Genomic DNA, 26,746 nt, shown 5'->3' on the forward strand with positions numbered 1-26,746 from the left:
AATAATGACTGATGAATCATAAATCGCGTTAATGACTGTTCGTGGGGTCGAAGATGTCTGTCGGCCCCCGCCGGTCATGGCGCCTAAACCGGGAGGATGCCTAAAATGGGTCGTTTGCAGGGCAAGGTGGCACTTGTCACGGGTACGTCGTCAAACCCTGGCCTTGGCCATGCCACTGCCCGCCGGCTGGCGGCGGAGGGGGCGGCCCTGGTTGTCACCGACATGGATGGGGATGGGGCGGCCCGCTGTGCCGACGAAATCCGGGGCGCGGGTGGCGTTGCCATCGCCTTGCGCCATGATGTAGTGTCGGGGGACGATTGGGCCACCGTGATCGCGGAAACCGAAAGCCGCTTCCACCGTCTGGATATCCTGGTCAACAATGCCGGCATCCATCTGACCAAAAGCATTGATGATACCTCGCCGCAGGAATTCCAGCGGCAGCTGGATGTCAATCTGCTCGGCACTTTCCTGGGCGTGAAGACGGCCCTGCCCTTGATGCGGGGGTCGGGCGGCGGGTCGATCGTCAACCTGTCCTCCGTCGCGGGCACGTTGGGCATTCCGGGCCTGTCGGCCTATGCGGCGGCCAAGGGCGGGGTGCGCACCATGACCAAGACCATTGCGGTGGAAAATGCCAGCCATAATATCCGCTGCAACTCCATCCATCCGGGCATGATCTGGACCAACATGATGATGCAGGCAGCCTCCAGTGCGGAAGCGGTGAAGGATGCGCTGATGGCGGCGATCCCCCTGGGCCGCATGGGTGAACCCGATGATATCGCCAATGCCGTCCTGTTCCTGGCATCGGATGAAAGCCGGTACATCACGGGGATCGAGCTTTATGTCGATGGTGGCATGTGGGCGCAGTGACCGGGGGCCAAGATGTTTGATCGCGGATTGAAGGGTGCGCGGGTCCTGATCACAGGGGCCCTGCGCGGGATTGGGCTGGCCACGGCGGAACGGCTGGCGGCGGAAGGGGCGCAGGTGATCGCCACCGACCTTTCGCCGCCCGATGACCCGCTGGTGGGGCAGGTGATAGGCCGGCTGGGACCGGGTGCCACCTATCTGCGGCTGGATGTGACGTCGGAGGCGGATTGGGACTTGGCCCGCGGCTGGGTCGATAACCGCTGGGGTGCCTTGGACGTGCTGGTCAACAATGCCGGCACCGACATGGTCGGCCCGGTCGATCAGGCCAGCCTGGCCGCATGGCACCGGCTGATGGCCGTGAATGTCGACAGTGTGTTCCTGGGCGTACGGACCTTCACGGCGGCCCTGGCCGCCGGCGGGGAAAGGCGGGCGGGCGGGTCCAGCATCATCAATGTCGCCTCCATCATGGGGCTGGTGGGGTTTGCCGAAACCTCGGCCTACAACACCAGCAAGGGGGCGGTGCGTCTGTTCTCCAAGGCAGTAGCCATTGAGTTCGCGCAGGCGCAGAAGCCCATCCGCGTCAACTCCATCCATCCCGGCTTTGTGGAAACGCCCCTGTTGCATGTCGGCATGCAGCGCTGGGTGGATCAGGGCAAGGCGGCTCGGGCGCAGGATTTGATGGATGCGATGGCCGGCATGACGCCGGTCAAGCGTCTGGCCCAGCCGGCGGAGATCGCCTCTGCCATCGCCTTCCTGGCCAGCAGCGATGCCAGCTACATGACCGGGTCGGAACTGGTGGTCGATGGCGGCTGGACGGCACAATAGGGGAGATGTGGCATGAGCAAGGATCTGAATGGCGCCGTCGCCCTGGTCACCGGTGCCGGCGGCGGCATCGGACGGGCCATCTGTGCCGCCTTCACGGCGGCGGGTGCGCATGTGGTGGCGGCGGATCGCCATTGGCCCGCCGATGGTGGTGCCGTGGCCGGGGAAAGGGCCGTGCTGGATGTGCGCGATGCCGATGCCTGGGCGACCCTGATGCGGGATATCCGCAAACGCCATGGCAGGCTGGATGTGCTGGTCAATAATGCCGGCATCCCGCTGGTGGCCAGCATCGCGGAAACGACGCTGGAACAATGGCGGCTCTGTCAGGCGGTGAACGTGGAAGGCACCCTGCTGGGCATGCAGGCGGCCTTACCGCTGCTGCGTGAGGCCGGCGCCGACCGGCCGGGTGGTGCGTCCATCATCAACATCTCCTCCGTCGGGGGCCTGCGCGGCGCCGCGTTCAACGCCGCCTATTGCACGTCAAAGGCGGCGGTGCTGATGCTGACCAAGTCGGCGGCGCTGGAATTCTGCGCCCTGGGCTATCCGGTGCGGGTCAATTCCGTGCATCCGGGTGCCGTGGGCACGGGCATGATCCAGGAGATCATTGAACGGTATGTGGCGCTGGGCGCGATGGCGTCGGTCGAACAAGCAACACAGGCCGTCAACGCCATGCACCCGATCGGCCGTCAGGCCAAACCAGAGGAAATCGCCGCCGGCGTTCTGTTCCTGGCCTCGCCGGCCTCCAGCTATATGGTTGGGTCGGAACTGGTGATCGACGGCGGTTATACCAGCCGCTGAGGGGGATGGATTGGCCCGCCGTCAGGCGGGCCAATCCACGGCCAGCACGGTCTTTCCCACCGTTTGGCCGGTCATCAGACGGCAGAAGCTGTCGGGTGCGCTGGCGATGCCCCGGGTGACATTTTCCAGCGCCACCAGCTTTCCGTCGGCGGCCCATTGATGCAGGTCGTGACGGGCCTGGGGCAGCGTCTCCATATGGGAGAACAGAAGGAAACCGCGCAGGGTGAGCTGCTTGGCCACCACCTGCCACAGATTATGCACCGGCGTCGGGTTGGCCTGGTTGTTATAGTCAGAAATCATGCCGCAGCAGATGACGCGCCCGAAATCGCGCATGTGCGGCAACAGGGCGTCCAGCGTGCGGCCGCCGACATTGTCGAAATAGACATCCACCCCGCCGGGACAGGCCTGCCCGATGGCAGCGCCCAGATCCTCCACGGCGCGGTAATTGATGGCGGCGTGAAAGCCCAGCGTCTCGGTCAGGATGGCGGCCTTCTCCGCCGATCCCGCCAGACCGACCACCCGGCAGCCGCGCAGCCGGGCGATCTGTCCCGCCACACTGCCCACCGCACCGGCGGCGGCGGAGATGACGACGGTATCGCCCGCCTTGATCCGCCCTACATCATGCAGGCCGACATAGGCCGTCAGGCCCGACGGACCCAGGGCACCGACATAGTGCGACAGCGGGATATCAGGGCTGACAGTCAGCTTCTCCAGCAGGATCGTGTCGGCTGACAGGATTGAATAATCCTCCCAGTGGGTAAGCCCCCAGACATGATCACCGGGCGCGTGCCCGTCCAGGTTAGATACTTCCACCACGCCCAGCGACGGCCCCCGGATGACACCGCCCAGCGGGATGGCCTGGAAGTAATTATCCTTGCCGTCCAGCCAGCCGCGAATGGCCGGCTCCATCGAGAAATAAAGATTGCGGACCCGCATCTGGCCGGGGCCGGGCTGCGGGACCGCTTCCTCGATCAGGGCGAAATCGCTTGGGCGCGGATTGCCGGCGGGGTGCGCGCGCAGGGTGATGCGGCGGTTGACGGCCATCGGTCAGGCTCCCTCAAGAAAAGAAGAAACCCCGGCGGGACCGTGCGGCCCCGCCGGGATCGGCATCAGAACTCGTACCCGAGCGAGATGCCATAGGTCCGGGGCTCACGCCCGGAGGAGAAGGACCAGAGTCCGGCGACGGTGAAGGCGGCGTTGGGGCCACGGTCATCGAGCAGGTTGCGGCCATAGACCGTCAGCTTGCCCTTATTGTCGCCCATGTCGAAATTCAGCGTGGCCGAGGCATCGAACAGGTTCTGCTTGTCCGAGCGCACGCGCGGATCATTCGACAGGACCTTGACATTGCCCGACGCATCCACCTGCGTCGGCCCCAGCGAGATCTGCTGATCATAGGTGCCGATATAGCGGTAGCTGCCGCTGAACACCAGATCGCCCACGCTGACCGGTACCGTATATTCCGCCGTCAGCGAGCCCGTGATGTCGGGCGAATAGATCATCTTCACATCGGAATAATCGAACCGCACCAGCCGCCCGGCGGCATTGGGGGCCGATGTGATGAAGCCGTCGAAACCGCTATTCTGCAGACCCAGTGAGGCCGTGACCTTGAAATCATGGCTGACGCGGGCCGTGACATCCAGTTCAATACCCTTGATCTTGGCCTTGCCGACATTGGTCACGATGGTTTCGTTGCCGGTGCCGATGGTGGTGGGGATCGTGGTGTTCTGCTGCAGGTCGCTATAGTCGGAGACATAGCCGGCCAGGTTCACCTGAAGGCGGTTTTCCAGCAGCGCGCTTTTGATGCCCGCCTCATAGCTGTCGACCGTTTCGGGACCAAACGGTGTGGTGGAGGAAATCAGCGTCTGACCACGGCTGGAGAAACCGCCGGAGCGGTAGCCGCGTGACCAGGAGGCATAGAGCATGTTGTTGCTGTCGGGGCGGTAATCCAGCACCACCTTGGGCGTGAACTTGCTGCCGCTATATTTGGCGTTGGGATATTGCGCGGTGCCGACCTTGTTCACCTGCTGCTTTTCATCATGCGTCCAGCGGCCGCCACCCGACAGGCGCCACTGATCCGCGAACTTCCAGTTGAAGTCGCCGAACAGGGCGTAGGATTTGGCCCGGCCCGTATTGTACTGATCCGCCGCCGGGTTGACGGCGCCGAACAGGCGCGTGCCCTGGAACAGGTCGAACTTGCTCTGATAATAGAAGCCGCCGACCACGTAATCGAGGCTGTCGGTCAGATTGCCGGCCCCGCGCAGTTCCTGGCTGAACTGCCAGTAATCCTGGATACGGTTGGTATAGTAGAGGTCGGCGGATGACGCGTCGAAATCCTGGGTCTGCGCCTCGTCCGACGTGCGGTAGCCGGTGACGGAGGTGAGGTCGATGCCGTCGGTGTCCAGGTTCATCTCCAGCGTCGCCGCCGGGGATTTATAGTTGGAATGGGCCGGGCTGTTGAAGACGGTGTACAGGTCGCTGCGCGTGTTGCGGTTGCACTGATTGGCCGGCACGAAGGCGCAGAACACCTCTCCCGTCTTGGAGATGTTGGAATTGACGGGGTCGAAATCCTGCACCTGCTTTTCCAGCGTCAGCAGCGCTTCGAAATTGTCGGTCGGGGTAAGCAGGAAGCTGGCGCCGAAATTCTCGTTATTGTTGCCACCCACCCGCTTGCCGGTCAGGCCATTGCGGTAGTAGCCGTCGCTTTCATTGTGGAAATAGAAGAACTTGGCGGCCAGCTTGTCCTGCACCAGGCTGGTGTTCAGGATGGCGCGGGTGGCCCAGGTATTGTACTTGCCGTAGCTCAGTTCCACCTTGCCGCCATTTTCGCCCGTGGGGCGGGAGCGGCGGATATTGATGACGCCGCCGATGGTGTTGCGCCCGAACAAGGTGCCCTGCGGGCCACGCAGCACCTCGATGCTGTCAATATCGAAGAAGTCCAGGAAGGCGCCCGTGCTGGTGCCGATGAACACGCCATCCACGACGATGGCCACCGTCGGGTCGAACGATTTCTCCACATCCGCGAAGGACAGGCCGCGGATGGAGACATTGGCGGCGGCGGCGCCCGAATTCTGCTGTGTGATCAGCACGTTGGGGGCGGAACCCATCAGGTCGCCGATATTCAGCGTCGCCTTGCTTTCCAGCTGTGCCGGCGTGATGGCCGTGACGGACAGCGGCGTTTCCTGCAGGGTTTCAGACCGGCGTCGGGCGGTCACGATGATCTCTTCCAGCGCGTCAAGCTGGGCGCCGCCGGTAGCACCCGTGGCCTGTGCATGGGAAGGCGGGGCGCTGGTCAGCACCAGAGCTGCGGCCGCCAGCAACGTGGTACGCAAGGTGGGTGCGCAAGCCATGATGGATATCCTCCCTGTGGATGTCTTTTTTTGTGGGCTTGTTTGGCAGCGACTCTCATGGGCGGGGGCCGATTGCAGCCACGACATGCGGCGGTTCACTCCTGCCCGGAAGTCATGATTAGTGAGTCATTAATCACTATATTGGCACCCCCTGCGGGCGTCAATCCACCTTTATCGTGACGATGTCGTTTTCCGCATGATTTTTGATCCGATTTCGGTGGTGGTCCGCCGCCGCAGAAGATTGCAGGCCGGGCTTGACAGCCAGACTGCGCTTTCATCTAATGACTGTAGAATCATAAATCACAAAATGTGATGCCGGGGCGTGTTCGGCCATCCCGCGACCGCCTTGTAATCGACATGACAAAGGAGGAATACGTGACCCACACCGATGCTGCCGCCCGCAACATGGCCACCACCGAAGCGCTCTATGCGGCGACCGCCACCGGCAACTGGCCGCTGGCTGAAACCATGCTGTGCGACGATCTGGTGATAACGGAGGCCGAGACATTGCCCTTTGCCGGCACGTACAGCGGCAAGGGCGCGCTGCGGGAGCTGTATGCGAAAGTGCTTGGCACCTCGCTGGGGCAGGCGATGATTGAGGTGAAGAACAGGATGGCCGCCGGCAACAATGTCGTCTATCTGCTGCAACTGGTGCCGCCGGTGGGGGAGCCGCTGGAACTGGTGGAAGTGTTCCACTTCGCCGATGATGGCCGCGTGGCGGCGATCAAGCCCTACTATTACAACAGTGCCGCCGTGACGGCGGCGGTGGCGCGGGCAAAGGGCTGAAAGAAATCCGGGGCGGCCCTTTCGGTGCCGCCCCGGTTTCCATGGCCACCCGCTCAATCAGCCAGGTACTTATCCAGGGTGGCGTGTAGATGTCGTACCCGGATTTCCTGGTAATTGCCCAACTGCACCTGACCATTCTTGGAACATTTCAGGCCATCCTGCACAAAGGGCAGGTTCTCCATGTCCTGCTGGAACACATCGCCCAGCACGCCCAGTTCCTTGGCGTCGGTCCAGGGCTGATCCGCGCCCAGGAAGTTCATCTCCACCGGCGGCGACTTGGGCGCATCGGCGGGCAGGCGGACCAGGATGCGCACTTCCATCAGGGTCTTGTCCTGATCGGGCCAGGGCCGCCAGCGATAGACGATGTTGGGCATGAACCCGCCCCAGGGGGCAAAATTGGGGAACACGTTGTAAACGAAGGCGTCCAGCAGCTCGGCATCGGTCACATGGCTGTGATCATAGCCGCTGTCTGCCTGATATTTTTCCCGGTTGGCGGCTGCCATGGCGCGGCGGGCGGTCATGCCGTTGGGCACATCCACCGACATTTCAGCACCCCCGGCCCGGCCATTATATTTCAGGAACTCATCCACGATCCATTGCTGCGCCTTGCCCGCCGGATCAATGTGGGGAGACATGACGGCAAACGGGGTCAGCGCGGCATTCACATGGTCGCCATAGGTGGAATACTGGGTATTGGCGTCACCGGTGAAGGGCAGGATCTGCGGGTGGGTTTCCACCGTGTGCCAGGCCTCCATGAAGGCTTCGGCCACCACTTTCCAGTTGGCATTCACCACCTTGCCCACCCAGATGACGGTGGTGCATTCCTCATGCCGCCAGCGTTTGAAGAAGTCGGGCAGGGGGGCCAGATACTCATCCAGGCTGGGGCCTTCCGCCGCCTCGCGCAGGAAGATGTAGCCGGCCCAACGCCCGACCTGTGCCTCCGGCAGGGCCAGCTTCTCCTCCTGCAAATGCGGGAAGTCCCAGCGGCAGGGGATGTTCTTCAGGCTGCCGTCGGTATTCCAGGCAAAGCCATGGAAGGGGCATTTGAACTCCGCCGCCGATCCGCTTTCCAGCCGCAGCTTGCGCCCGCGATGCAGGCAGACATTGTGGAAGGCGCGGATGGACCCGTCGGGCTGCCGCGTCACCAGATAGGATCGTCCGGCATTCTCATACAGGGTGAAGTCGCCGGGTTCGGGTATGTCCTCTTCCCGCGCCGCGAATTGCCAGACGCGCGGCCACATCTTCTCCAACTCCTGCCGGAAAAAATCGGGGCTGGTGTAGCGATCGGCCTGCAACGGCGCGCTGCCCATATACTGGTAATTCTCGCGACGCAGGAAATCGGGCACGGGGTGCGTGTCCGTATCCATCAGGTCGTTCCACGAGGTGCCGGGACACCGGGCCTCGCCGGGTTTGGGCTGGGACGAAAGATCATCTGGCACGGCAACCTCCCTGAACCTGTTTGATTTTATGGACTTCAAACGCCAACCAGACCCGCCGTGGTGCCGCCATCGGCCACCAGTTCCGCCCCGTTGATGAGCGAGGATTCCTCACTGGCCAGGAAGCTGACCAGCGCCGCCACCTCCTCCACTCGACCCAGACGGCCAAGGGGGGAGATATTGCCCAGATAGGCCAGCGAGGCGGCGGGATCGGGCGTGTCGGCTACGGCGCGGCGGATGATGGGCGTGTCGATGATGCCGGGATGGACGGAGTTGCAGCGGATATTGGTTTTGGTCCGCGCACAATGCACGGCCACCGACTTGGCCAGCAGGCGGACGGCCCCCTTGGATGTCGTATAGGCGATGTTGGCGGGCAGTCCGACCAGACCGTTGATGGAGGAATTGATGATGATCGACCCGCCCGACCCGCCGGGATTGGCCTTCATGGCGGCAACCGAATGCTGACAGGTCAGCATGGTGCCCGTGACATTGACGGCCATGATGCGGTTCCAGGCGGCAAGGCCGACCGTTTCGATGCTGCCATCCCCGGTTTCAATCCCGGCATTGGCAAAGGTGATGTCCAGTCGCCCGAAACGGTCGGCGATGGCCTGCATCAGGGCGGGCCACGCCGCTTCGTCCGTCACGTCATGGGCGTGGAAATGGGCGCCCGTCTCATCACAGACGGCCTCGGCTGCGGCGGCATTGGAACCGGTGAAGACCACCTTGGCCCCGTCTGCTGTCAGTCGCCGGACGGTCGCCGCCCCGATGCCCGCCGTGCCACCGGTGATCAGCGCCACCTTGCCATCAAGCCTTGCCATTCACGCCTCCCTGTTCCTCTGCGATCTGTGCCGCGATCCGTTGGCGCAGAATGTCCTTGCGCACCTTGCCCGATGGGGTGCGGGGCAGGTCGGGGACCAGTTCCACCCGCTCGGGGAATTTCTGTCTGGCCAGACCGGTCGCCGCGACATGCCCGGTGATGCTGTCCAGGTCGGGCGCCATGCCCGGCTGTGGCACCACATAGACACACACGGTCTCCCCCAGCCTTGCATGAGGCATGGACACCGCCGCCACCTCCTGCACGCCGGGATGACGGTGCAGCACATCCTCGATATCCTTGGCGGACAGGTTCTCCCCGCCTCGGATGATCAGGTCCTTCTTGCGACCGGTGATGACGATGGCGCCGGCATCGGTCAGGTGACCGATATCGCCGGTGCGGAAAAATCCGTCGCCGTCCAGCGCCTCCCGCGTCTGCCCGGCATCGGCATAGCCCATGAACAGCGACGGGCCGCGCACCAGGATTTCCCCATCCTGGCCCCGGTCCAGAACCGTTCCCGCCTCATCCACGATGCGGATATCGTAATCGATGACCTTGCCGTCGGTGGTGGCCGCCATCTCCAACTCGTCCGCGCCCATGCAGCCCTGGGTGATCAGCGGGGCTTCGGTACTGCCATAGACGCGGAAGGCCCGGCCATGGGCGAACAGGGCATTGGCCCGGCGGATCAGGTCGGGCGGAACGGCGGCCCCGCCGCAGGCGAAGATTTTCAAGGATGACAGGCGCGACCCCGCCCGTTCCGCCGCTTCCAGCAGTTCCTGCAAAAAAGGCGTGGCCCCGATGGTGATGTTCACCCCGTGCCGGTCAATCAGCGCCACCGCCTCATCCGCGTTCCAGCGCTCCATGAACAGGGTGCGCGTGCCTTCGGTAAAGGGCAGCTCGATCCCGTTGGAATAGCCGGTGATATGGGTGACGGGCGAGGGCATTAGCATCAGATCACCCGGCGCCAACCCCCAATAGCCCATATAGATGCAGGAAACCCGCGCGATGGAGCGGTGATCATGCATCACGGCCTTGGGCCGGCCCGTGGTACCCGACGTGTACATCACCAGTTTCAGCGATGTGGGCGTGATGGTCGGCCAGTCGATGCGCCGGCCCCGTCCCGCCGTGATCAGCGCCTCCAGCGTCAGCGGCGCGCCGGGTGCCCGTACCAGCACGACATGGCGCAGGTCGGGCAGGGCAGGGCGCAGGTTGTCCAGCATGCCCCGATAGTCAAAGCCGCGATAGGTATCGGGAATGAAGATCAGCCGGCTTTTGCAGTCGGCCAGGATCAACCCTACCTCCGCCCCGCGATAGATCGGTACGATGGGGTTGCAAACCAGACCCAGCAGGCCGGCGGCCATATCCACCAGCACCGCTTCCATCCAGTTGGGCAACTGGAAACTGACCACATCGCCCGGACGCAGACCCAGGTCCCAGAGACCGACCGCCAGCGCCTCGGCATCGGTCAGCAGGCTGGCATAGGTGCAGGCATGCTGATCCTGGTTCAGGAAGGCGACGGTGTCGGGTGCGCGTTCGGCATGCCGGCGGGCCAGAACGGCCAGCGGCTGTGCCGTCCACTCATCGCGCACCGGGGCCAGGGCTGTCACCATCAGAGGCATCCTTCCGTCATGCCAGCGGCTGTCCAGCCACCCAACCGGTCCAGATGCCAGCCAGCCCCCCCGAACAGGCTTTCCAGCAGCATCAGGCGCCGATAGTAATGCCCGATGACATACTCCTCTGTCATGCCGATCCCGCCATGCAGCTGTATGGATTGTTCGCCGATCAACCTGGCGGCGGCGGCACTGCGTGCCTTGGCGGCGGCGGTCAGCAGGGCAGTGTCGGGGGCATTGATGCAGGCGGCCCCGATGGCGGCCCAGGTGATTGCCGACGCCTCCTGTGCGGCCAGCGTCATATCGACCATCCGATGCTGCGGCACCTGGAAACTGCCGATGGTGGTACCGAACTGGGTACGGGTCTTCAGGTAATCCAGTGTCAGGCGGTTGGCCATTTCCATGGCGCCCACCGCCTCCGCACAGACGGCCAGGGCCGCCATCTGGTTCAGACGGTCCAGCAGGGCCGCATCACCGCCGGGCAACCGGTCGCAGGCCGCGACCAGCGCCTTGTCCAGTGACAAGTCGCAAACCGGTCGGTCATCAATGCTGCGCGCATGGGCCAGGGTGACGCCGACCGTACCGGGCGCGACCAGGAACAATGCCGTTTCACCCGCCAGATCGGCCTTGACGATGATACGGTCGGCAATGGCGCCATACAGAACGAAGCCTCGCTGCCCGGACAGTCGCCAGCCTTCGCCATCGGGTGTGGCGGTCACGGGCGCTGCCGTCTGCGCCGCCTCATCCTGGGCGAAGGCCATGATGGCGCGCCCTTCGGCGATGGCGGGTAACCAGTGTGCTTTCTGCTCCGCACTGCCGCCCAGGCTCAGCGCGCTTGCCGCCTGCACCAGGGTGGGCAGCAGCGGTTCCATCAGCAGCCCCCGGCCTGCCGCCCGCAGCAGTACCGCCAGTTCCGCCAGTCCGCCGCCCGACCCGCCATGTTCCTCGGCGATGGCGATGCCCAGCCAGCCCAGTTCGGCATAGGTGGCCCATTCGGTCCGACCAAAACCGTCATCAGATTTTAGGATCGCGAACCGCCGTTCCGGGCCATAGGCATCATCCACGAAGCGGGTGATGCTGTCGGCCAGCAGGCTGCGATCTTCTTGGGTGAATGCCGACATGATGCTCCCTAGAGGCCGAGCACGGCCTTCGCCAGGATGTTGCGTTGGATCTCATTAGCCCCACCATAGATCGTGGTGGCGCGGTCATGCAGATGTTCGCGGACCATTCCGGGGGCGCCCGGCACACCCACCAGGGGCGCCTGCCAGCCGGGTTCCAGTGCCGCTGTCTGATAGACAAGCCCTTTGACGGCCAGCGCATCGACCATGGCGCCGGTGATCCCCTGGATCAATTCCGATCCCATGATTTTCAGCGCGGATACTTCCAGCCCCGGCGTCGACCCGGCCTCCGCCGCTGCCAGATATTCGTTGCACACGGCCTCAAGCGCCAGCAGCCGGGCGCGCAACTCCCCCAGCCGTCGCCGCCAATGCGGATCATCCGACAGGGGACGACCACCATCATGGAGATCGGCCAGGGTCTGGCGCAACTGATGCAGCAGGCGGGTGGATTTGCCGACCTCCGCGCCCAGCAGGCGTTCATTGTTCAAAAGGAACTTCGCATAGGTCCAGCCGCGACCTTCCTCTCCTACCAGATTTTCCACCGGCACCCGGACATCGTCCAGGAACACTTCGTTCAGGTGGTGGCATTTATCAATGCTGATGATGGGGCGCACGCTGACGCCCGGACTGTTCATATCAATCAGCAGGAAGGAGATGCCGCTCTGCGGCTTGCCGTCATTGCTGGTGCGGACCAGGGCAAACATCATGTCGGCCCATTGCGCCATGGTGGTCCAGGTCTTCTGGCCATTGACGACATAGTGGTCGCCATCACGCACGGCGCGGGTCTTGATATTGGCCAGGTCCGACCCGGCCCCCGGTTCGGAATAACCCTGGCACCACCAGGTATCGGTGCTGCGGATGCCGGGCAGGAACCGGTCCTTTTGCGCCGGGCTGCCAAAGGTATAGATCACCGGCCCGGCATAGCAGACACCAAACGGCGTCAGCCAGGGCGCGCCCGCCTTGCTGGTTTCATCATCGAAAATCGCCCGTTGCAGGGGGGTCCAATCCTGTCCGCCATACTGGCGCGGCCAGTGACCGACAATCCAGCCCTTTTCGAACAGGATTTTCTGCCAGCGCACATAGTCGGATTTATCCAGATGCTGGCCGGCCAGTACCTTGTCACGGATATCCTGGGGCAGGCTCTCTGTGCAGAAACGCTGCACCTCCGCCCGGAACGCCTGGATGGCCGGGTCGCGCATGAGGTCGATCCCCAACATGGCCTTCCTCCGGTTTTTGTTATGATTGGTGAGTCACAAATCAGACTAGTGCGATGTCGGGGCTTCGTCAACGGTCTGCGGAGGCCTTGCTATGATTTTTACGTTGACTGATGATTCAATGATCAACGAAACTTCCCTTCGGAAGCTCTTGTTCCAAACCGCTTTCGCGTAAGGTGTGATGATGCAGAGTGAGACTTTGCCCCAGGATCTGACCTTCCATGACGTGACCTCTATGGATGATCTGCCGTCTGGCCAGATGCGGCTGTTCACGGTGGCGGGGGAGGAGGTTCTGTTGTGCAGTGCGCCGGGCGGCCTGTTTGCGCTGCGTAACCGCTGCCCCCACGCCGAATCCCCCCTGCATGAGGGGCGCTTGCGTCAGAACAGTATCTCCTGCCCCCTGCATGGCGCCCGTTTCGATCTGGTCACCGGTCGCGCCCTGGGCGGTACCGGTTACCGCCCGCTCACCTGCTTCCCGGTCAGGGTGGAGAATGGGCGGGTCCAGGTGGGGATGAAAGGGTAGGGGGTCAGAACGCGGGCTCGCCCGTTCCGCCACCGATTGCCCAGCGGATGCCCCGGCGCAGCAGCTCATAAAAGACCGGGCTTTGCCATGAACAGCGCTCATTATGGGGGTGCTCCTCCATCAGCGGGCGCAGGTCATGTTTACCCCGGCAATGGCCCAGCACCAGATACAGGACCTGACCCTGCCCATGATCGCGCAGGTAAAGGACGGGATGGTCAGCTTCCCGCCAGTCCTCCTGCACGAAGGGCGCGCAATTGCCGCCCCAGCGTGTATGCAGCAGGGTGTGGTTGCCGGGGCTGTAGGTCCCCAGATACAATTCATCCTCCACCCAGAAATTCTTCAGGCCGCGCACCAACGGATGGTTGCTGTCCGTCACCTGGATTTCATAGCGGCAGATAGGTGGATGGGCGCGGAACTGGCTGCCCAGCATATCGGACAGATCGGCATCCAGGTCCGGGCAGTCGATGCGCCCATCATCCAGGAATTTGATGACGGAGTTGGTGCCATGCAGGGCGAACCATTTCCCCCCCTTGGCCAGGAACCGGCGCAGGCCGGCCTGCTGTTCAGGCGTGGGTGTCACATCGCAGGTATAGGTGACCAGGATATCCGCCGCCTCGATCTCATCGATACAGCTGTAATCCGGCCCCACCTCCACCCTTATATCCTCATGCTCGGCCAGCAGCTTCAGCAGCTCCAGCCGGGCGAAATTGATGTCATGGTATTTGCCGCCGGCCACCAGATAGACGTCGATCCTGCTGGACATGTCGGTTCCCCCACCGGTCGTTACAACTGCACGCGCTTGGTATAGCCGCCATCAACCACCAGATTGACGCCGGTCACCCAGCTGGCGACCGGACTGGACAGGAAGGCGACGCAGGCCGCCACTTCCTCTGGGGTGCCTAGGCGTCCGGATGGTTGGGCTGCAACGGTGGCGGCATACAGATCCGGTGCCCCTTGCCTGATCCCTTCCCAGGCGCCGCCGGGAAATTCAATGGGGCCGGGGGAGACGACATTGACACGGATGCCGCGGGGAAGCAGTGTCTGCGACAATTGCTTGGCATGCACGATCAAGGCACCCTTCATGGCATTATAGGCCATGGGCGCCATGAAGGTTTCCACCGCCGCCGTGGTCCCGGTGATGGTGATGGCGCCGTGGCCCGATGCCTCCAGCGCCGGCAGAGCGGCCTCAATGGCGCGCAAGGTGCCCAGCACATCAATCTGGTAGGCGTCGTTCCAACTCTGCTCCCCGTTCATGCCGCCGCCGGCAGAGACATTGGGGACCAGGATGTCGATCCCGCCCAGGGCCCCGCCCATGCGCGTGACCCAGGACTTCACCGATTCTGCATCGGCGGCATCCATGGCGGCACCCACCACTTTTACGCCCAAGTTAGACAGATCGGCCACCGCCGCTTCTACCTCCTCCATCTTGCGCGCTCCGATGGCGACGGCACAGCCCTCGTGCGCCAGTGCTTCGGCAATGCGCCGCCCGATGCCGCGCGTGGAGCCGGTGATCAGCGCCTTGCGCCCTTTCAGCCGAAGGTCCATCGAAACTCCTCCCGTCCTGTCCGTGATGCCAGATTTTGATTATTGCGGGTCAGGCTGCAGAACCCTGCATGATTGACAAGCACCCGCGTCACCGCCATTATCATGACTGATGAATCAAAAGTCAACGCACCGGCGTGGCCGTGCTGTTGATCATTCCCGAAAATGGCAAAGGAACGGAGGAACCATCATGGCGATGGAGGGCAGGCCGCTTGCCGACAATGTCTTCACCTGGCCCAGCGATGATCCGGCTCTGATCGGCGGTATCGACGGGCGGGGCCGCATCCGCTTTCCCTTCATGGGACGTCCGGGGGAGGAACCGGTCGAACTGGCCCGCGAAGGGGTGCTGTGGAGTTGGACCGTTCAGCGTTTCCTGCCCAAGCAGCCCCCCTATCTGGGCCGGGAGACAAAGGCGGAGTTCCAGCCTTTTCCCGTGGGCTATGTCGAGTTGCCGGGGCAGGTGCGGGTGGAGACGCGGCTGGTCGATTGCGCGCCGGAGGATTTGCGCATCGGCATGCGCCTGCGTCTGACCATCCGGCCGCTGTTCCGCGATGAACAGGGCCGGGACCTGCTGATGTACGCGTTCCAGCCGGCAATTTGAAAAAAAGCGGAAAAGGGAGGGTTGGTCCATGTCGGATGTGGCGATTGTCGGGATCGGAATTCACCCGTTCGGGCGGACACCGGACCGCACAGGGTTGGAACAGGGCGCCTTTGCCGTGCGTGCGGCGCTGGCCGATGCCGATATCGGCTGGGGCGATGTGCAATTCGCTTATGGCGGCAGTCAGGATGGCGGCAATGCCGACACGATGGTGGAAGAGCTGGGACTGACCGGCCTGCAATTCATCAATGTCGCCAATGGCTGTGCCACGGGCGGTTCCGCCCTGATTTCCGCCTATGGCGCCATCCGGTCGGGCCAGTATGATCTGGGCTTGGTAGTCGGGTTTGACAAGCATGAACAGGGGTCGTTCCGGGTACGGCCCGCCGACTGGGGCCTGCCGGAATGGTATGGGGAGGTCGGGTTTGCGCTCACCACCCAGTTCTTTGCCATGAAGATCCAACGTTACATGGCGTTGCATGGGATCACCGACGATGCCCTGATCCGGGTGGCCGAGAAAGCCTTCGCCAACGGGGCGCTGAATCCCCATGCCTGGCGTCGCCGCGCACTTTCTTATGAAGAGATTGCGCAGTCGACCATGATCAGCGATCCGCTGCGCCAATATATGTTCTGTTCCCCCGGCGAAGGGGCAGTGGCCCTGATCCTGGCCAGCCCGAAAAAGGCAGCGCAACTGAGCCGCCATCCGGTCTGGCTGAAAGCCGCCGCCATGCGGACCCGCGGGGCCGGCTCGTTCGAGGTGTTCAGCCCCAGCCTGTCGGTGGAGGATGGGGAGGGGGCAACCCCTATCGCCGCCCGCAGTGCCTTTGCCATGGCCGGGATCGGCCCGGAAGAGATCGACATTGCCCAGCTTCAGGATACCGAAAGCGGGGCGGAGATCATGCATATGGCTGAAAACGGCTTCTGCAAGGATGGGGAGCAGGAGAAATGGCTGCGTGACGGCATGACCCGTCTCGACGGTAAACTGCCGGTCAATACCGATGGCGGTTGCCTGGCCAACGGCGAACCGATCGGCGCATCCGGCCTGCGACAGGTCTATGAGACAGCGCTGCAACTGCGCGGTGACGCCGGTGCGCGGCAGGTGCCGAAAAAGGTCTGCACCGGCTATACCCATGTCTATGGTGCGCCCGGCGTGTCGGCAGTGACCATCCTGGCGCGGTAGGGGAAAGTCTTCCGTCTTCCTCGCCGTTTGCGGCTGGGAAGACGGAATAGGTTGATCTGGGCGGTCAAGCCTGGGTCACCTGTGGACCGCCCGGATTCATGAATTCCACAATGCATAGACCGCGTCGCCGGGTGCATGCCCACCCCGATGTTTCATCAGTGCGAACACCCCCTGGTCCCAGGACAGGCTGCGTGGCGGGCTGGCATTCCAGTCCATCAGATAGTGTCGATAGCTGAATTTCCAGACACCGTTCCGCCGTTCATACCGGTCCAGATACCGGCCAAACAGCATGCTGTCCGTATCGGCCCCGGATGCGGCGGCGAGTGTAAGGCTATAGACCTCACCCACCGCCTGGTTCCCCCGCACATCGAACCATTCATTGCCGGCCATATGGAAGGACCGGGCCAGACCGCCGGTTGCCCCCACGGCCAACCCACAGAATTCCGCCGCCGATCCCGCGAAATAGCCGAAATCAACGGTGGCGTCGGGGTGCCAGACACTGCGCAGCAAGGCCTCATCCGCGCGGTCCACCCCCCGGTTATAGGCCATGTTCAGTTCATGTAGCGCCTGTTTGGCCAGAAGGGTCTCCATCTCACTCATCATCACACCCTCCTCAGCTCAACAAGCCCAAGGGCTGTTCCAGGTGTTGGCGCAGCGCGGACAGGAAGCGGGCGCCAACGGCACCATCAATGGCGCGGTGGTCACAGGACAGGGTGACCGACAGAACCGATCGGAACTGCACGCCGCCGTCGCTGTTTTCCTGCGCTTCCCGCCGCGTGGCGCCGACGGCCAGGATGGCGGCCTGCGGTGGGGCGATGATCGCCTGGAAATCCCGGATGCCAAACATCCCCAGGTTGGAGATGGCGAAGGTGCCATCGGACAGGTCCTGCTGCGTCAGGCGGCGGTCGCGGGCCCGACCGGCCAGCGCCACTGCTTCCGCCGCGATACTGCGCAGCGGCTTGGCGCCGGCATCACGCAGCACCGGCGTGACCAGTCCCCCATCGATCGTCACGGCAATGGCGATATTGGCCTGGGCGAACCGGCGCATGCCTTCTGCCGTGAACTGTACATTCACATCCGGCACATCGCGCAGGGCCAGGGCCGATGCGCGGATGATGAAGTCATTGACGGAGATTTTCTGCCCCGGCAGGCCGTTCAACTGCCCGCGCAGGGCCAGCAGATCATCCATCAGAATGTCGGCGGTCAGGTAGAAATGCGGCACGTCCCGCTTGGCTGCCGTCAGGGCTGTGGCGATGGCGCGCCGCATGGCGCTGTGCGGGACCAGATCGTCACCGGACCCCATGGCGCTGGCGGCGGGTGCTGCGGCGGCGTTGCGCACATCCTCCTTCGTGGCGTGGCCCTTCGGCCCCGTCGGCGTCACGGCGGAAAGCGACACGCCCAGATCGGCGGCCAGCTTGCGTGCTGCCGGACCTGCGGGGGGGCTGGCGCCTGCCACGGGGGCCGGGGCCAGACCGTTGGCGGCGGCAAACCGCTCCACATCGTCCACATTTACCCGGCCATGGCGGCCCGTCCCCGACAGCCGGGTCAGGTCGATGCCCAGCCGGTTGGCCAGCCGCTTGGCATGCGACGTGGCATGGACGTCACTATTCTTCTCCACCACCGACGCGGCCTGTGGGATGGGCGCGGTGGACGTTGCGGCGGGTGCCGGGGCAGGGTGGATGGCTAGAAACGCCTCTACATCCTCCTGATTGACCCGCCCATTGCGGCCTGTACCCGTCACGCGCGACAGGTCCAGCCCATGGCGGTTGGCGATGCGCCGGGCGATGGGCGTGGCAGCCACTTTGTCGTTACGGCCTTCCAGATCGGGATCGCTGGCGGCCACAGGTTCGCTCACGACCTCGGCTGGCGTCGCCGTAGCCGTCACCGGTCCGGCTGTCGGCTCTGGGGCGGGGCCGCCCTTGATAAACCGGTCGATCTCCGCATCCGTGACGCCGGCATCGGCGACGATGGCGATCAGGGCGCCGACAGGCAGCGTCTGCCCCACCGGGGCAACCAGCCGGCGGATCACCCCTTCCAGATCGGATTCCAGCGTATTGACGATCTTGGCGGTTTCGATATCGACTATTTCCATGCCACGCAACAGGGTTTGTCCCTCCGTCACGCGCCAGTTGGAAATCGTCCCTTCCGACATTTCCAGGCCCCATTTGGGCATGATGATCGGGGTGATGGCGTTCATCGCGTCGTAACCCCTTGGCTCAGCGGCTTTTCAGAACTTTGCGGATTGCCGCTTCGATCTTCTCGGGCGAGGGCAGGTAGGCCGCCTCCAACTCCCGCGCAAACGGCACGGGGGTGTGGGGGGCGGTCACCTGAATGATCGGGGCCCTCAGATGGTGGAAGGCCTTTTCCGCCACCATGCCGGCGATATCTGCGGCAACGGAGCAGCGCGGTGGGCTTTCATCCACCACCACCAGCCGACCCGTGGCCCGCACGCTTTCCAGGATGGTTTCCTCATCCAGCGGGCTGGTCGTGCGCGGGTCGATCAGGTCGCAACTGATCCCCTCCGCCGCCAGCCGGTCCACCACGCCAATGGCCAGCGGCACCATGCGGGCCAGGGCCACGACGGTGACATGCTCGCCTTCGCGCACCATGGCAGCCTCGCCAAACGGGATCGTGTAGTCCCCGTCCGGCACCTCGCATTCATCCATATACAACGATTTATGCTCGAAGAAGATCACCGGATCATCATCGCGGATGGCGGTCAGCAGCAGGCCCTTGGCGTCATAGGCATTGGACGGGACCACGATTTTCAGGCCCGGAATGGCGGTCAGCATGGGATAGATCGTCTGCGAATGCTGGGCCGCCGCATTCATGCCCCCACCACAGGTCATGCGGATGACCAGCGGGGTGCGCGCCTTGCCGCCGAACATATAGCGGAACTTGGCCGCCTGGTTCAGCAACTGGTCCAGACAGACGCCGACAAAATCGGCGAACATGATCTCTGCCACGGGGCGCAGGCCAGTCAGCGCCGCGCCATTGGCGGCGCCCACGATGCAGCTTTCAGAAATCGGCGTGTCGATCACCCGATCCTCGCCGAACCGGGGCAGCAGCCCCTTGGTCAGACCAAAAACACCGCCGGCGGCCTCGCGCTCACCCGATGTGCCGCCGGCCCCGCCGGACACATCCTCCCCCAACACGATCACACGGGGATCACGTTCCATTTCAAGATGCAGGGCGTCATTGATCGCCTGGCGCATGGAAATTTTGGGCATGGGTCAGGTTCCCGCTCAATAGCTGATATAGACGTCGGACAGCACGTCGGCTGCTGTGGGGGCGGGGGCGGCCACCGCCTCACGCACGGCGCGGTCGATCAGGTCGCGGACCTCGTCCTCCACCTGATCCAGATCGCTGCCGGGCAGCAGACCAGCCTCCGTCACCCGCTGGCGGAAGATCTTCAGGCTGTCATTCTCGGCCCGCAGCCGCGCCACCTCATCCTTGGCGCGATAAAGCTGCGGATCACCTTCGAAATGGCCGAAGAAACGGGTGCATTCGGCATAGACGGCGCACGGCCCGCCGCCATTGCGCGACAGGTCGGTCGCCTGGCGCATCGCCTCATGGACGGAAAAGAAATCAAAGCCGTCGGCCTTGAACACCGGGATGCCGAACCCTTCGGTGCGGCGCACGATATCCTTGCTGCCGACCGCATAACTGAAGCCGGTATGTTCGCTATAGCCGTTGTTTTCAAACACAAAAATCTTGGGCACTTTCAGGACCACGGCCATGTTCATGGCCTCGAACACCGTGCCCTGGTTGCTGGCCCCGTCACCGCTGAACGATACGGCGACACCGCCGGTCTTCAGCACCTTGGCCGTGATGGCGGCGCCCACGGCGATGGGGGGGCCGCCCCCGACAATGCCATTGGCACCCAGCATGCCCTTGTCCAGATCGGCAATATGCATGGATCCGCCCTTGCCCTTGCACAACCCACCCTGCCGGCCATAAATCTCCTTCATCATGCCGATGACGTCACAGCCCTTGGCGATACAGTGGCCATGGCCGCGATGGGTGCTGATGATCTTGTCCTTCTCCGTCAGGTGTTCGCACACGCCGACGGCGACGGCTTCCTGGCCGGCATAAAGATGGGTGAAGCCGGCAATGCCGCCGCGTTGGATATCGACATGGATCCGTTCCTCAAATTCCCGGATCGTCACCATCTGGCGGTAGGCGCGCAGCATCTGCTCGCGGCTGATCTGCATGGAAATCTCCCTGTTGCGTCAGGCAGGTGTCAGGATGCCACGCTGGCGGGCCATGATCGGCCCGGTCTGGCGCGCGGCACTGGGCTGTTGCCCTGACCCTCCCAACAATGATTTTTGATTCATTAGTCAATGTATCTCTGCATCCCCTTGCCGTCAACGGCCCATCCGGTGGCGTTGCGGAATTTTGCGGCGGACAAGGCGGTGGATTGCGGTGGGGTGGATTATGTGACAAAATGATTTTAGAATCATAAGTCATTAATTTTGTAGGACGGGGTGAATACGTGCCGCCGCGAAAGCCGAAACCGAACGCCATTGCCGCCGACACTGATCCCAACGCCGAACCTGCCCCCGGCCGACGTCGCCGGTCGGAGGCGCAGCAGCAGAAGAATGAAGAGACGCGGATGCGGCTGCTGAATGCAGCGGCGCGCGTCATCGGCAAATACGGCTATGCCGGCTGTTCCATCGCGCGGGTGGCTGCCCGGGCCAAGGTGGCGCATGGCACCTTCTACCTGCATTTCAAATCACAGCAGGATTTGTTCGACCAGCTTTTGCCGGCGCTGGGCACGGAGATGCTGGAGGTGATCGGCAAGGCCGTGCGCGACAGCAAAAGCCTGATCGAGCTGGAACATCGCGGGCTGGTGGCCAATTTCGAGTATCTGGTGCAGCATCCCTATCTGCACCGCGTGACCTCAGAGGCAGAGCTTTACGCCCCCGTCGCCTATCGCCAGTATTTTGAGGAACTGGCCAAGCCCTACAAAAAATCCCTGCGCCGCTCCATGGCGGCGCAAAGCGCACCCGCCTTCACCGAAGACCAGTTGGACGCGGTGATCTCCATGCTGCTGGGCGCACGCTACTATCTGCTGACCCGTTTCTGTGTTCAGGGCAACAGCCTGAAACCGCTGACACCAGAACTGACCGAAACCTACCTGCGCTTCGTGGCTGAAGGGCTGGGCGCGAAGCTGGAAATGCCCGCCAAGGAGATGGCGGCGCCGACGGCAGAGGTAGTAACCCTGACGCCGCGCCGCAAACGCAAACTGGCAGGGGACTAGGGGGGCTTATCCCCCCGCCGCCTGGGCAATGGACGCCGCTACTTCTTCTCGCGTCGGGTTGCGGCGCAGGGTCAGGCCGCCATTGACCTGCAAATTCTCCCCCGTCATGAAACATTCGTCCGAGGCCAGCCAGATTGCAGCGGCGGCAATATCCTCTGACGTGCCGATGCGGCCCAGCGGATACTCCGGCAGGAACGCCTCTGTCAGGCCGGGAATGGCCATGTGGCCCGCCGTCATCGGTGTGGCGGTCAGGCCGGGGGAGATGGAATTGGCGCGGATGCCGCGTTGCCCGAATTCATGGGCCACGACACGGATGAGGTGATCGGTCCCGGCCTTGGCCCCCATATAGGCGGCATGGTCGTTCAGCATGATGGTCGCGGTGGCGGAACTGATCTGGATGATCGACCCGCCCCGGTCCATGGCGCCGATCACCGCCTGATAGAACATGAACGGCCCCTTGAACTGCAGCGCGCTCATCTGGTCAAACTCTTCCTCGGTCGTTTCCAGGAAGGGTTTCAGCAGGCCCCAGCCCGTGGCGTTCAGGGCGATATCGACATGGCCGAGCTTTTCCTTGGCGAAATCGGCCAGGGCAAACACCTCCGCCCGGCTGGTGATGTCGCAGGTCGCGGCATGCCCGCCAATCTCAGCGGCCAGCCGCTCCAACTCATCCCGCTTGCGACCGGCGACCAGGACGGTCGCCCCCTCGGCGGCGAAACGGCGGGCGATGACCTGGCCCATATTGTCACGATTGGCAGCCCCGATGACGATGGCGCCCTTGCCGGCAAGACGTCCCATGATGCCCCCTCAGACCCAATAGCGGACGGAAAAGGTGCGGGATTTGAAGGCCCAGCGGCCATCGATCTTCACCAGAATGTCGTCATATTGGCCATGGGTGCGGCGCGCCACGCCCTCGCTGTCCGTATAGGATTCAGCTGTGTACATGCGCGCTGTCGCCTGATCGCCCTCCACCACAATGGAACCCGGCAACACCAGGAACACGATGTCGGGGTAATGTTTCATCGCCGCCACCCAGGCATCGACAATGGTCTGCTTGCCCGACAATTTTTCCATGCCCGGCACATGCGGCAGGCACCAGAAGCTGTCCTCGGCCCAGGTCGAGGCCCAATCCTCAGCATTGTGCTGGTTGACGGCATCCGCATAGGTTTCGTTCAACTCGCGGATGGCCAGACGGTCCTCCACCGGTCCCGTGAACGGCATCGTTTCCTCCCGATTTCTGTGTGATTTCTGATCTGTGCCGGGCCGGTTTATGCGGCGATCGGCGCGTCATTTATGAATAATGATCCGGCAGTCACAATGTGTGATGTGCCTCGGCTTGTCAAGCACCGCTGCCCACGAAATCCGGCGGGCGTTTGGCCAGGAAGGCGCGCAGTCCCTCGGCGAATTCGGCACTGTCGGCGCGGGCGGCGAACTGTTCCTTTTCGGCGAGAAGCTGTGCCATGAAAGCGGCGGTCAGCGGCCCGCGCAGCAACGCCTTCGCCGCTGCGTGCGCGCCCATTGGGCCATTGGCCAGACGCTGGGCCAGATCCTCGACCGTGGCGGGCAGGGCCTCTGCCGTCACGACCTGGTTGAGCAGGCCCAGATCCCGCGCGTCGATGGCACTGATCCGGTCGCCCAGCATCACCAGTTCGCTGGCCCGTTTCAGTCCGCACAGATGCGGCAGGGTCATAGTGGCGCCGCCGTCGGGTGTGGCGCCCAGATGGCAATAGGCCAGCGACAGGGCGGCCCCTTCTGCCGCGATGGACATGTCACATGCTGCCGCCAGCCCGATGCCAAACCCGGCAACCGGCCCGTTGATGGCGGCGATCACCGGCTTGGGCATACGCCAGATGCGCTGTACCGCGCCATGGGCGTGGTCAATCAGGCGGTTGAAATAGGACCGGCGTTCCAGGGCGGGTGCGTCTAGCGTCTGTGCGAATTCCCGCACGTCACCGCCGGCCATGAAGGCCCGTCCCGAACCGGTCAGGATGATGGCACGCACAGTTGCATCAGCCTCCAGCCCCGCCAGGGCCTGGTCCAGCGCTTGGGCCAGAGCCATGTTCAAGGCATTCAGCGCCGCCGGTCGGTCAAAGGTGACCTGTGCCACCGCGCCCCGTCGTTCAATGCTGACCATTCCTGTCCCGGTCATGCGTCCCCCCTGTCCATCCCGTTCGCCCCGGCATCAACCGGGGGCTTGACGTCGCCGTTGGGTTGCATAATTGTGATCAATGAATCATAAGTCAATATAGGAAGCGCCATGACCCTGATCCAGGTGACCGACCGCGACGGAACCCAGCACAATCTTGACGCCCCCGATGGCGACAGCCTGATGGTCGCCCTGCGCGATGCCGGCTTGTCGGTGGCGGGGATTTGCGGGGGCAACATGGCGTGTGGCACCTGTCACATCCATGTGCTGAATGCCGGCCCCGACCAGCTTCCGCCCATCAGCGCGGATGAGGCGGCGTTGCTGGCCGATTTGCCTGACGTGGCGGCGCAATCGCGTCTGGCCTGTCAGATCCCCGTGGTAGCGGCGCTGGCCGGCCTGTCCATCGTTGTTGCCCCGGATGATTGAACCCTTGCCCCAACCGTTGCTATCATTACCTTGAAGGGGAGCAGGGCCGGTATCCGGCCCGTGATCGGTTCAGGGGCAGGGAGTATTGACGGTGGGGGCAAGCGCACAGGTCCGGAAACGCAAGCCGTCTGTTGAGAAGGCGGAGCGGAATGAAGCCACGCGTCTGGCCTTGATCGAGGCGGCGGCCAAGATTGTGGGACGCTACGGTTATTCCGGCTGTTCCATCGCGCGGGTTACGGCCAAGGCCAAGGTGGCGCACGGCACCTTCTATCTGCATTTCAAGTCGCAGCAGGAATTGTTCGATCTGTTGCTGCCGACGCTGGGTGCGCGCATGCTGGACAAGATCAGCGATGCTGTGCGCAACGCCACCTCGCTGCTGGAGGTGGAGCGTCGGGGGCTGGAGGCGAATTTCGCCTATCTGGTGGCCCATCCCTATATGTACCGGCTGATGATGGAGGCGGAGCTGTTTGCGCCCGCCGCCTTCCGCGCCCATATCGACATGCTGGTGGAACGTTATGTCCGTTCGCTGCGCCGCAGCCTGAAGGATCAGGACCCGCCGCTGTATAGTGATCAGGAGTTGGAACGGGTGGCGAGCATGCTGATGGGCGCGCGGTCATATCTGTTGATGCGATTCTGCGCCGTCGACGGCAAGATCAAGCCCTTGTCACCGGAAATCCTGGACACCTATCTGCGCTTTGTCGCCAACGGGCTGAAGGCCGGCCCGTTGGCCCCGTTCCTGGCGGCCCAGGAGCAGGTACCCGCGCCGGAACCGGCGGCCAAACCTGCTGCCCGCCGCCGCACCAAAGCGGTGGCAGAGGCGTGAACGTCACCGGCGCCCCTCGATATAGTCATTGATCATCTCGTGGAACCGGCGCACCCGCGCCTCCTGTCCTGTCAGATAGGCGTCCTTGAACCCACGTGAGCGTAGGCCCAACTGCTGCCCCACCGCGATGGACAGGTCCTGATCGGCGACAAAACCCAGTGTTTGGTCGCCATGCTTGAAGATTTCATGTTCTGCTTCCGCCAGGGGGCGGGGGCCGACGGGGGTCATTGCCTCCGTCTGCCCCGGCACGGCGGGGACCATGAACCAATGGTCGAAGATGCATTTTTCCGGGTCCGTCGGGTGCGGCTGCGGACGCAGCAGCTGGAACCCATCCGCGCTCATGGTCAAGGAGACATTGGGGAAAAGCGTATAATGGTGATAATCGGTCAGCTGGTCATCATCCAGCAGATCATAATGGGCAAAGCCACGTTCTGTGCCCAGGCGGCGTTTCTGTTTCTGCAAGGCCTGGCGGGCATCACGGGCATGGCCCTGGAATGCGGCAGGGTCCAGGTCCCAGGCCCGCAGGATATCATCCAGCGGTTGCGCCACATCCGTGACACTCTGTGCCCGCTTTGATGGCAGCCCGCCCTTCATCCGCATCCGGTTATGGCCAGATGCATAAAGGTCGAACATTGTGTCCTGGTACGCATCCTCAATAAAGGTCGACAGTTCAGGGTGCAGCGTCGGCAGGTGGTAACTTTCATTGAAATTATCGTGGATGATCTTCCAGTTACAATTCACCTCTGCCGTCAGATACAGCACGCGCACCTGACCATCCATGCTGTATTTTTCAAACTGGGGGGCAATAGGGTCCAGGAACTGGCGCAGCGGCGGCGCGTTGGGGTCCATATTGAACCAGACGAACCCGCCCCAGACCTCGCACTGGATGGCCGACAGCTTGACCTTGCCACAGGGGTTTCCCTGCGGAAAATCATCCGGATCCTGCACGCGGCAGGTGGTTCCCGCCCGGTCGAACTGCCAGGAATGGTAAGAACAGGTGAAAATCTTGGCATGGCCCAGATCGCCATGCACCAGCCGGTTACCCCGGTGCGGGCAGACATTATAGAAAGCCGCGACCGACCCATCCTCCTGCCGGACCATCAGGATACTCTCGCGTCCGATCTCATGGGTGATGTAATCGCCCGGTTCCGGCAGGTCCGCCGCCCAGCCCCCGATATGCCAGACGCGGGTCCACATCCGCTCCCATTCCAGCGCCATGAATTCCCGGCTGGTATAGCGGTTGCCCGTGATCGGGTCACCGCGCAGGCTCGGCGGTGGCGGAGAGGGCTCTGCGGCGGCACGGGGCGGCTGGTTGTTGATCAGGGACATGGCTTGCATCCTCCGCTGTTCCATCAGGCGGCCTGTTGCCGCATATTTTTTATGATTGGTGAGTCATTGATCATTCTATGGCCAATGGCCGGCTGCCGTCAACGGGTCAGCAG

27 protein-coding genes are annotated in these 26,746 nt (G+C 63.3%); 10 read left to right on the top strand and 17 right to left on the bottom strand.

Going from position 1 to position 26,746, the window contains the following annotated elements; all coding sequences use genetic code 11:
• Positions 1-105: 105 nt before the first annotated feature.
• Genes ACODSP_RS24715 through ACODSP_RS24725 form a run of 3 tightly spaced genes read left to right on the top strand, consistent with a single transcriptional unit; the run spans position 106 to position 2,484 of the window.
• Positions 106-867, top strand: coding sequence for an SDR family NAD(P)-dependent oxidoreductase (locus ACODSP_RS24715; protein WP_488968192.1), 762 nt, complete (start codon positions 106-108; stop codon positions 865-867).
• A gap of 12 nt (positions 868-879) precedes the next feature.
• Entirely contained in the window at positions 880-1,689 is an 810-nt protein-coding gene (locus ACODSP_RS24720; protein ID WP_488968193.1) for an SDR family NAD(P)-dependent oxidoreductase, read from the top strand.
• 12 nt (positions 1,690-1,701) lie between these two features.
• Positions 1,702-2,484, top strand: coding sequence for an SDR family oxidoreductase (locus tag ACODSP_RS24725; protein WP_488968194.1), 783 nt, complete (start codon positions 1,702-1,704; stop codon positions 2,482-2,484).
• Between the two features lie 21 nt (positions 2,485-2,505).
• Here ACODSP_RS24725 and ACODSP_RS24730 read toward each other — a convergent pair whose 3' ends face one another.
• Positions 2,506-3,528, bottom strand: coding sequence for an NADP-dependent oxidoreductase (locus tag ACODSP_RS24730; RefSeq protein ID WP_488968195.1), 1,023 nt, complete (start codon positions 3,526-3,528; stop codon positions 2,506-2,508).
• Positions 3,529-3,593: 65 nt separating this feature from the next.
• Positions 3,594-5,831 carry a TonB-dependent receptor gene (locus ACODSP_RS24735; protein ID WP_488968196.1) on the bottom strand — a complete coding sequence of 746 codons (2,238 nt, stop codon included), beginning with the start codon at positions 5,829-5,831 and terminating at the stop codon, positions 3,594-3,596.
• A gap of 375 nt (positions 5,832-6,206) precedes the next feature.
• Between ACODSP_RS24735 and ACODSP_RS24740 the strand changes: the two genes are divergently transcribed.
• On the top strand, positions 6,207-6,617 hold the full coding sequence (locus ACODSP_RS24740) for a nuclear transport factor 2 family protein (RefSeq protein WP_488968197.1): 411 nt from the start codon (positions 6,207-6,209) through the stop codon (positions 6,615-6,617).
• Positions 6,618-6,670: 53 nt separating this feature from the next.
• On the opposite strand, the gene ACODSP_RS24745 is transcribed toward ACODSP_RS24740, so the two are convergent.
• The 5 genes from ACODSP_RS24745 to ACODSP_RS24765 are packed head-to-tail and all read right to left on the bottom strand — an operon-like array spanning position 6,671 to position 12,812.
• Entirely contained in the window at positions 6,671-8,056 is a 1,386-nt protein-coding gene (locus ACODSP_RS24745; protein WP_488968198.1) for an aromatic ring-hydroxylating oxygenase subunit alpha, read from the bottom strand.
• A 35-nt stretch (positions 8,057-8,091) separates the two neighbouring features.
• Positions 8,092-8,871, bottom strand: coding sequence for an SDR family NAD(P)-dependent oxidoreductase (locus ACODSP_RS24750; RefSeq protein ID WP_488968199.1), 780 nt, complete (start codon positions 8,869-8,871; stop codon positions 8,092-8,094).
• A complete protein-coding gene (locus ACODSP_RS24755) occupies positions 8,858-10,477 on the bottom strand; it encodes an AMP-binding protein (protein ID WP_488968200.1) in 1,620 nt (539 codons plus the stop codon). The genes ACODSP_RS24750 and ACODSP_RS24755 overlap by 14 nt, the downstream gene beginning before the upstream one ends.
• Positions 10,477-11,598, bottom strand: coding sequence for an acyl-CoA dehydrogenase family protein (locus tag ACODSP_RS24760; RefSeq protein ID WP_488968201.1), 1,122 nt, complete (start codon positions 11,596-11,598; stop codon positions 10,477-10,479). The genes ACODSP_RS24755 and ACODSP_RS24760 overlap by 1 nt, the downstream gene beginning before the upstream one ends.
• Before the next feature lie 8 nt (positions 11,599-11,606).
• Positions 11,607-12,812, bottom strand: coding sequence for an acyl-CoA dehydrogenase family protein (locus tag ACODSP_RS24765; protein WP_488968202.1), 1,206 nt, complete (start codon positions 12,810-12,812; stop codon positions 11,607-11,609).
• 178 nt (positions 12,813-12,990) lie between these two features.
• Here ACODSP_RS24765 and ACODSP_RS24770 point away from each other — a divergent pair, with 178 nt between their 5' ends.
• Positions 12,991-13,332, top strand: coding sequence for a Rieske (2Fe-2S) protein (locus tag ACODSP_RS24770; RefSeq protein WP_488968203.1), 342 nt, complete (start codon positions 12,991-12,993; stop codon positions 13,330-13,332).
• A gap of 4 nt (positions 13,333-13,336) precedes the next feature.
• Here ACODSP_RS24770 and ACODSP_RS24775 read toward each other — a convergent pair whose 3' ends face one another.
• Positions 13,337-14,095, bottom strand: a complete 759-nt coding sequence (locus tag ACODSP_RS24775; RefSeq protein WP_488968204.1) for a ThuA domain-containing protein — start codon at positions 14,093-14,095, stop codon at positions 13,337-13,339.
• A 20-nt stretch (positions 14,096-14,115) separates the two neighbouring features.
• Entirely contained in the window at positions 14,116-14,877 is a 762-nt protein-coding gene (locus ACODSP_RS24780) for an SDR family NAD(P)-dependent oxidoreductase (RefSeq protein WP_488968205.1), read from the bottom strand.
• 187 nt (positions 14,878-15,064) lie between these two features.
• Here ACODSP_RS24780 and ACODSP_RS24785 point away from each other — a divergent pair, with 187 nt between their 5' ends.
• Positions 15,065-15,475, top strand: a complete 411-nt coding sequence (locus ACODSP_RS24785; RefSeq protein WP_488968206.1) for a Zn-ribbon domain-containing OB-fold protein — start codon at positions 15,065-15,067, stop codon at positions 15,473-15,475.
• A 28-nt stretch (positions 15,476-15,503) separates the two neighbouring features.
• The gene (locus ACODSP_RS24790; protein WP_488968207.1) at positions 15,504-16,649 is read left to right on the top strand and encodes a thiolase family protein; all 1,146 of its coding nucleotides are present in this window, start codon (positions 15,504-15,506) and stop codon (positions 16,647-16,649) included.
• Positions 16,650-16,745: 96 nt separating this feature from the next.
• On the opposite strand, the gene ACODSP_RS24795 is transcribed toward ACODSP_RS24790, so the two are convergent.
• The 4 genes from ACODSP_RS24795 to ACODSP_RS24810 are packed head-to-tail and all read right to left on the bottom strand — an operon-like array spanning position 16,746 to position 20,863.
• Positions 16,746-17,252 carry a nuclear transport factor 2 family protein gene (locus tag ACODSP_RS24795; protein WP_488968208.1) on the bottom strand — a complete coding sequence of 169 codons (507 nt, stop codon included), beginning with the start codon at positions 17,250-17,252 and terminating at the stop codon, positions 16,746-16,748.
• Between the two features lie 10 nt (positions 17,253-17,262).
• Positions 17,263-18,846 (bottom strand): dihydrolipoamide acetyltransferase family protein, encoded by a 1,584-nt coding sequence (locus tag ACODSP_RS24800; protein WP_488968209.1) that lies wholly within the window; start codon positions 18,844-18,846, stop codon positions 17,263-17,265.
• A 19-nt stretch (positions 18,847-18,865) separates the two neighbouring features.
• Positions 18,866-19,879: an alpha-ketoacid dehydrogenase subunit beta gene (locus ACODSP_RS24805; RefSeq protein WP_488968210.1), complete on the bottom strand. Its 1,014-nt coding sequence runs from the start codon at positions 19,877-19,879 to the stop codon at positions 18,866-18,868.
• 15 nt (positions 19,880-19,894) lie between these two features.
• Positions 19,895-20,863, bottom strand: coding sequence for a thiamine pyrophosphate-dependent dehydrogenase E1 component subunit alpha (locus tag ACODSP_RS24810; RefSeq protein WP_488968211.1), 969 nt, complete (start codon positions 20,861-20,863; stop codon positions 19,895-19,897).
• A gap of 281 nt (positions 20,864-21,144) precedes the next feature.
• On the opposite strand from ACODSP_RS24810, the gene ACODSP_RS24815 reads away from it, so the two are divergent.
• Positions 21,145-21,912: a TetR/AcrR family transcriptional regulator gene (locus ACODSP_RS24815; RefSeq protein ID WP_488968212.1), complete on the top strand. Its 768-nt coding sequence runs from the start codon at positions 21,145-21,147 to the stop codon at positions 21,910-21,912.
• Between the two features lie 6 nt (positions 21,913-21,918).
• On the opposite strand, the gene ACODSP_RS24820 is transcribed toward ACODSP_RS24815, so the two are convergent.
• The 3 genes from ACODSP_RS24820 to ACODSP_RS24830 form a co-directional block, all read right to left on the bottom strand.
• Entirely contained in the window at positions 21,919-22,707 is a 789-nt protein-coding gene (locus tag ACODSP_RS24820; RefSeq protein ID WP_488968213.1) for an SDR family oxidoreductase, read from the bottom strand.
• A 9-nt stretch (positions 22,708-22,716) separates the two neighbouring features.
• On the bottom strand, positions 22,717-23,130 hold the full coding sequence (locus tag ACODSP_RS24825) for a nuclear transport factor 2 family protein (RefSeq protein WP_488968214.1): 414 nt from the start codon (positions 23,128-23,130) through the stop codon (positions 22,717-22,719).
• A 118-nt stretch (positions 23,131-23,248) separates the two neighbouring features.
• The gene (locus tag ACODSP_RS24830) at positions 23,249-24,058 is read right to left on the bottom strand and encodes an enoyl-CoA hydratase/isomerase family protein (RefSeq protein WP_488968215.1); all 810 of its coding nucleotides are present in this window, start codon (positions 24,056-24,058) and stop codon (positions 23,249-23,251) included.
• Positions 24,059-24,166: 108 nt separating this feature from the next.
• On the opposite strand from ACODSP_RS24830, the gene ACODSP_RS24835 reads away from it, so the two are divergent.
• Positions 24,167-24,481: a 2Fe-2S iron-sulfur cluster-binding protein gene (locus ACODSP_RS24835; RefSeq protein WP_488968216.1), complete on the top strand. Its 315-nt coding sequence runs from the start codon at positions 24,167-24,169 to the stop codon at positions 24,479-24,481.
• Between the two features lie 91 nt (positions 24,482-24,572).
• Positions 24,573-25,304, top strand: a complete 732-nt coding sequence (locus ACODSP_RS24840; protein WP_488968217.1) for a TetR/AcrR family transcriptional regulator — start codon at positions 24,573-24,575, stop codon at positions 25,302-25,304.
• Between the two features lie 3 nt (positions 25,305-25,307).
• On the opposite strand, the gene ACODSP_RS24845 is transcribed toward ACODSP_RS24840, so the two are convergent.
• The gene (locus ACODSP_RS24845) at positions 25,308-26,633 is read right to left on the bottom strand and encodes an aromatic ring-hydroxylating oxygenase subunit alpha (RefSeq protein WP_488968218.1); all 1,326 of its coding nucleotides are present in this window, start codon (positions 26,631-26,633) and stop codon (positions 25,308-25,310) included.
• Positions 26,634-26,746: the final 113 nt, after the last annotated feature.

The sequence above is a fragment of the Niveispirillum sp. FG156 genome, assembly GCF_057809555.1.

Bases quoted from the DNA above. Each gene is read 5' to 3' on its own strand.
- ACODSP_RS24715 (WP_488968192.1), top strand. From the start codon at position 106: ATGGGTCGTTTGCAGGGCAAGGTGGCACTTGTCACGGGTACGTCGTCA.
- ACODSP_RS24720 (WP_488968193.1), top strand. From the start codon at position 880: ATGTTTGATCGCGGATTGAAGGGTGCGCGGGTCCTGATCACAGGGGCC.
- ACODSP_RS24725 (WP_488968194.1), top strand. From the start codon at position 1,702: ATGAGCAAGGATCTGAATGGCGCCGTCGCCCTGGTCACCGGTGCCGGC.
- ACODSP_RS24730 (WP_488968195.1), bottom strand. From the start codon at position 3,528: ATGGCCGTCAACCGCCGCATCACCCTGCGCGCGCACCCCGCCGGCAAT.
- ACODSP_RS24735 (WP_488968196.1), bottom strand. From the start codon at position 5,831: ATGGCTTGCGCACCCACCTTGCGTACCACGTTGCTGGCGGCCGCAGCT.
- ACODSP_RS24750 (WP_488968199.1), bottom strand. From the start codon at position 8,871: ATGGCAAGGCTTGATGGCAAGGTGGCGCTGATCACCGGTGGCACGGCG.
- ACODSP_RS24755 (WP_488968200.1), bottom strand. From the start codon at position 10,477: ATGGTGACAGCCCTGGCCCCGGTGCGCGATGAGTGGACGGCACAGCCG.
- ACODSP_RS24760 (WP_488968201.1), bottom strand. From the start codon at position 11,598: ATGTCGGCATTCACCCAAGAAGATCGCAGCCTGCTGGCCGACAGCATC.
- ACODSP_RS24765 (WP_488968202.1), bottom strand. From the start codon at position 12,812: ATGTTGGGGATCGACCTCATGCGCGACCCGGCCATCCAGGCGTTCCGG.
- ACODSP_RS24770 (WP_488968203.1), top strand. From the start codon at position 12,991: ATGATGCAGAGTGAGACTTTGCCCCAGGATCTGACCTTCCATGACGTG.
- ACODSP_RS24775 (WP_488968204.1), bottom strand. From the start codon at position 14,095: ATGTCCAGCAGGATCGACGTCTATCTGGTGGCCGGCGGCAAATACCAT.
- ACODSP_RS24780 (WP_488968205.1), bottom strand. From the start codon at position 14,877: ATGGACCTTCGGCTGAAAGGGCGCAAGGCGCTGATCACCGGCTCCACG.
- ACODSP_RS24785 (WP_488968206.1), top strand. From the start codon at position 15,065: ATGGCGATGGAGGGCAGGCCGCTTGCCGACAATGTCTTCACCTGGCCC.
- ACODSP_RS24790 (WP_488968207.1), top strand. From the start codon at position 15,504: ATGTCGGATGTGGCGATTGTCGGGATCGGAATTCACCCGTTCGGGCGG.
- ACODSP_RS24795 (WP_488968208.1), bottom strand. From the start codon at position 17,252: ATGATGAGTGAGATGGAGACCCTTCTGGCCAAACAGGCGCTACATGAA.
- ACODSP_RS24800 (WP_488968209.1), bottom strand. From the start codon at position 18,846: ATGAACGCCATCACCCCGATCATCATGCCCAAATGGGGCCTGGAAATG.
- ACODSP_RS24805 (WP_488968210.1), bottom strand. From the start codon at position 19,879: ATGCCCAAAATTTCCATGCGCCAGGCGATCAATGACGCCCTGCATCTT.
- ACODSP_RS24810 (WP_488968211.1), bottom strand. From the start codon at position 20,863: ATGCAGATCAGCCGCGAGCAGATGCTGCGCGCCTACCGCCAGATGGTG.
- ACODSP_RS24820 (WP_488968213.1), bottom strand. From the start codon at position 22,707: ATGGGACGTCTTGCCGGCAAGGGCGCCATCGTCATCGGGGCTGCCAAT.
- ACODSP_RS24825 (WP_488968214.1), bottom strand. From the start codon at position 23,130: ATGCCGTTCACGGGACCGGTGGAGGACCGTCTGGCCATCCGCGAGTTG.
- ACODSP_RS24830 (WP_488968215.1), bottom strand. From the start codon at position 24,058: ATGACCGGGACAGGAATGGTCAGCATTGAACGACGGGGCGCGGTGGCA.
- ACODSP_RS24835 (WP_488968216.1), top strand. From the start codon at position 24,167: ATGACCCTGATCCAGGTGACCGACCGCGACGGAACCCAGCACAATCTT.
- ACODSP_RS24845 (WP_488968218.1), bottom strand. From the start codon at position 26,633: ATGTCCCTGATCAACAACCAGCCGCCCCGTGCCGCCGCAGAGCCCTCT.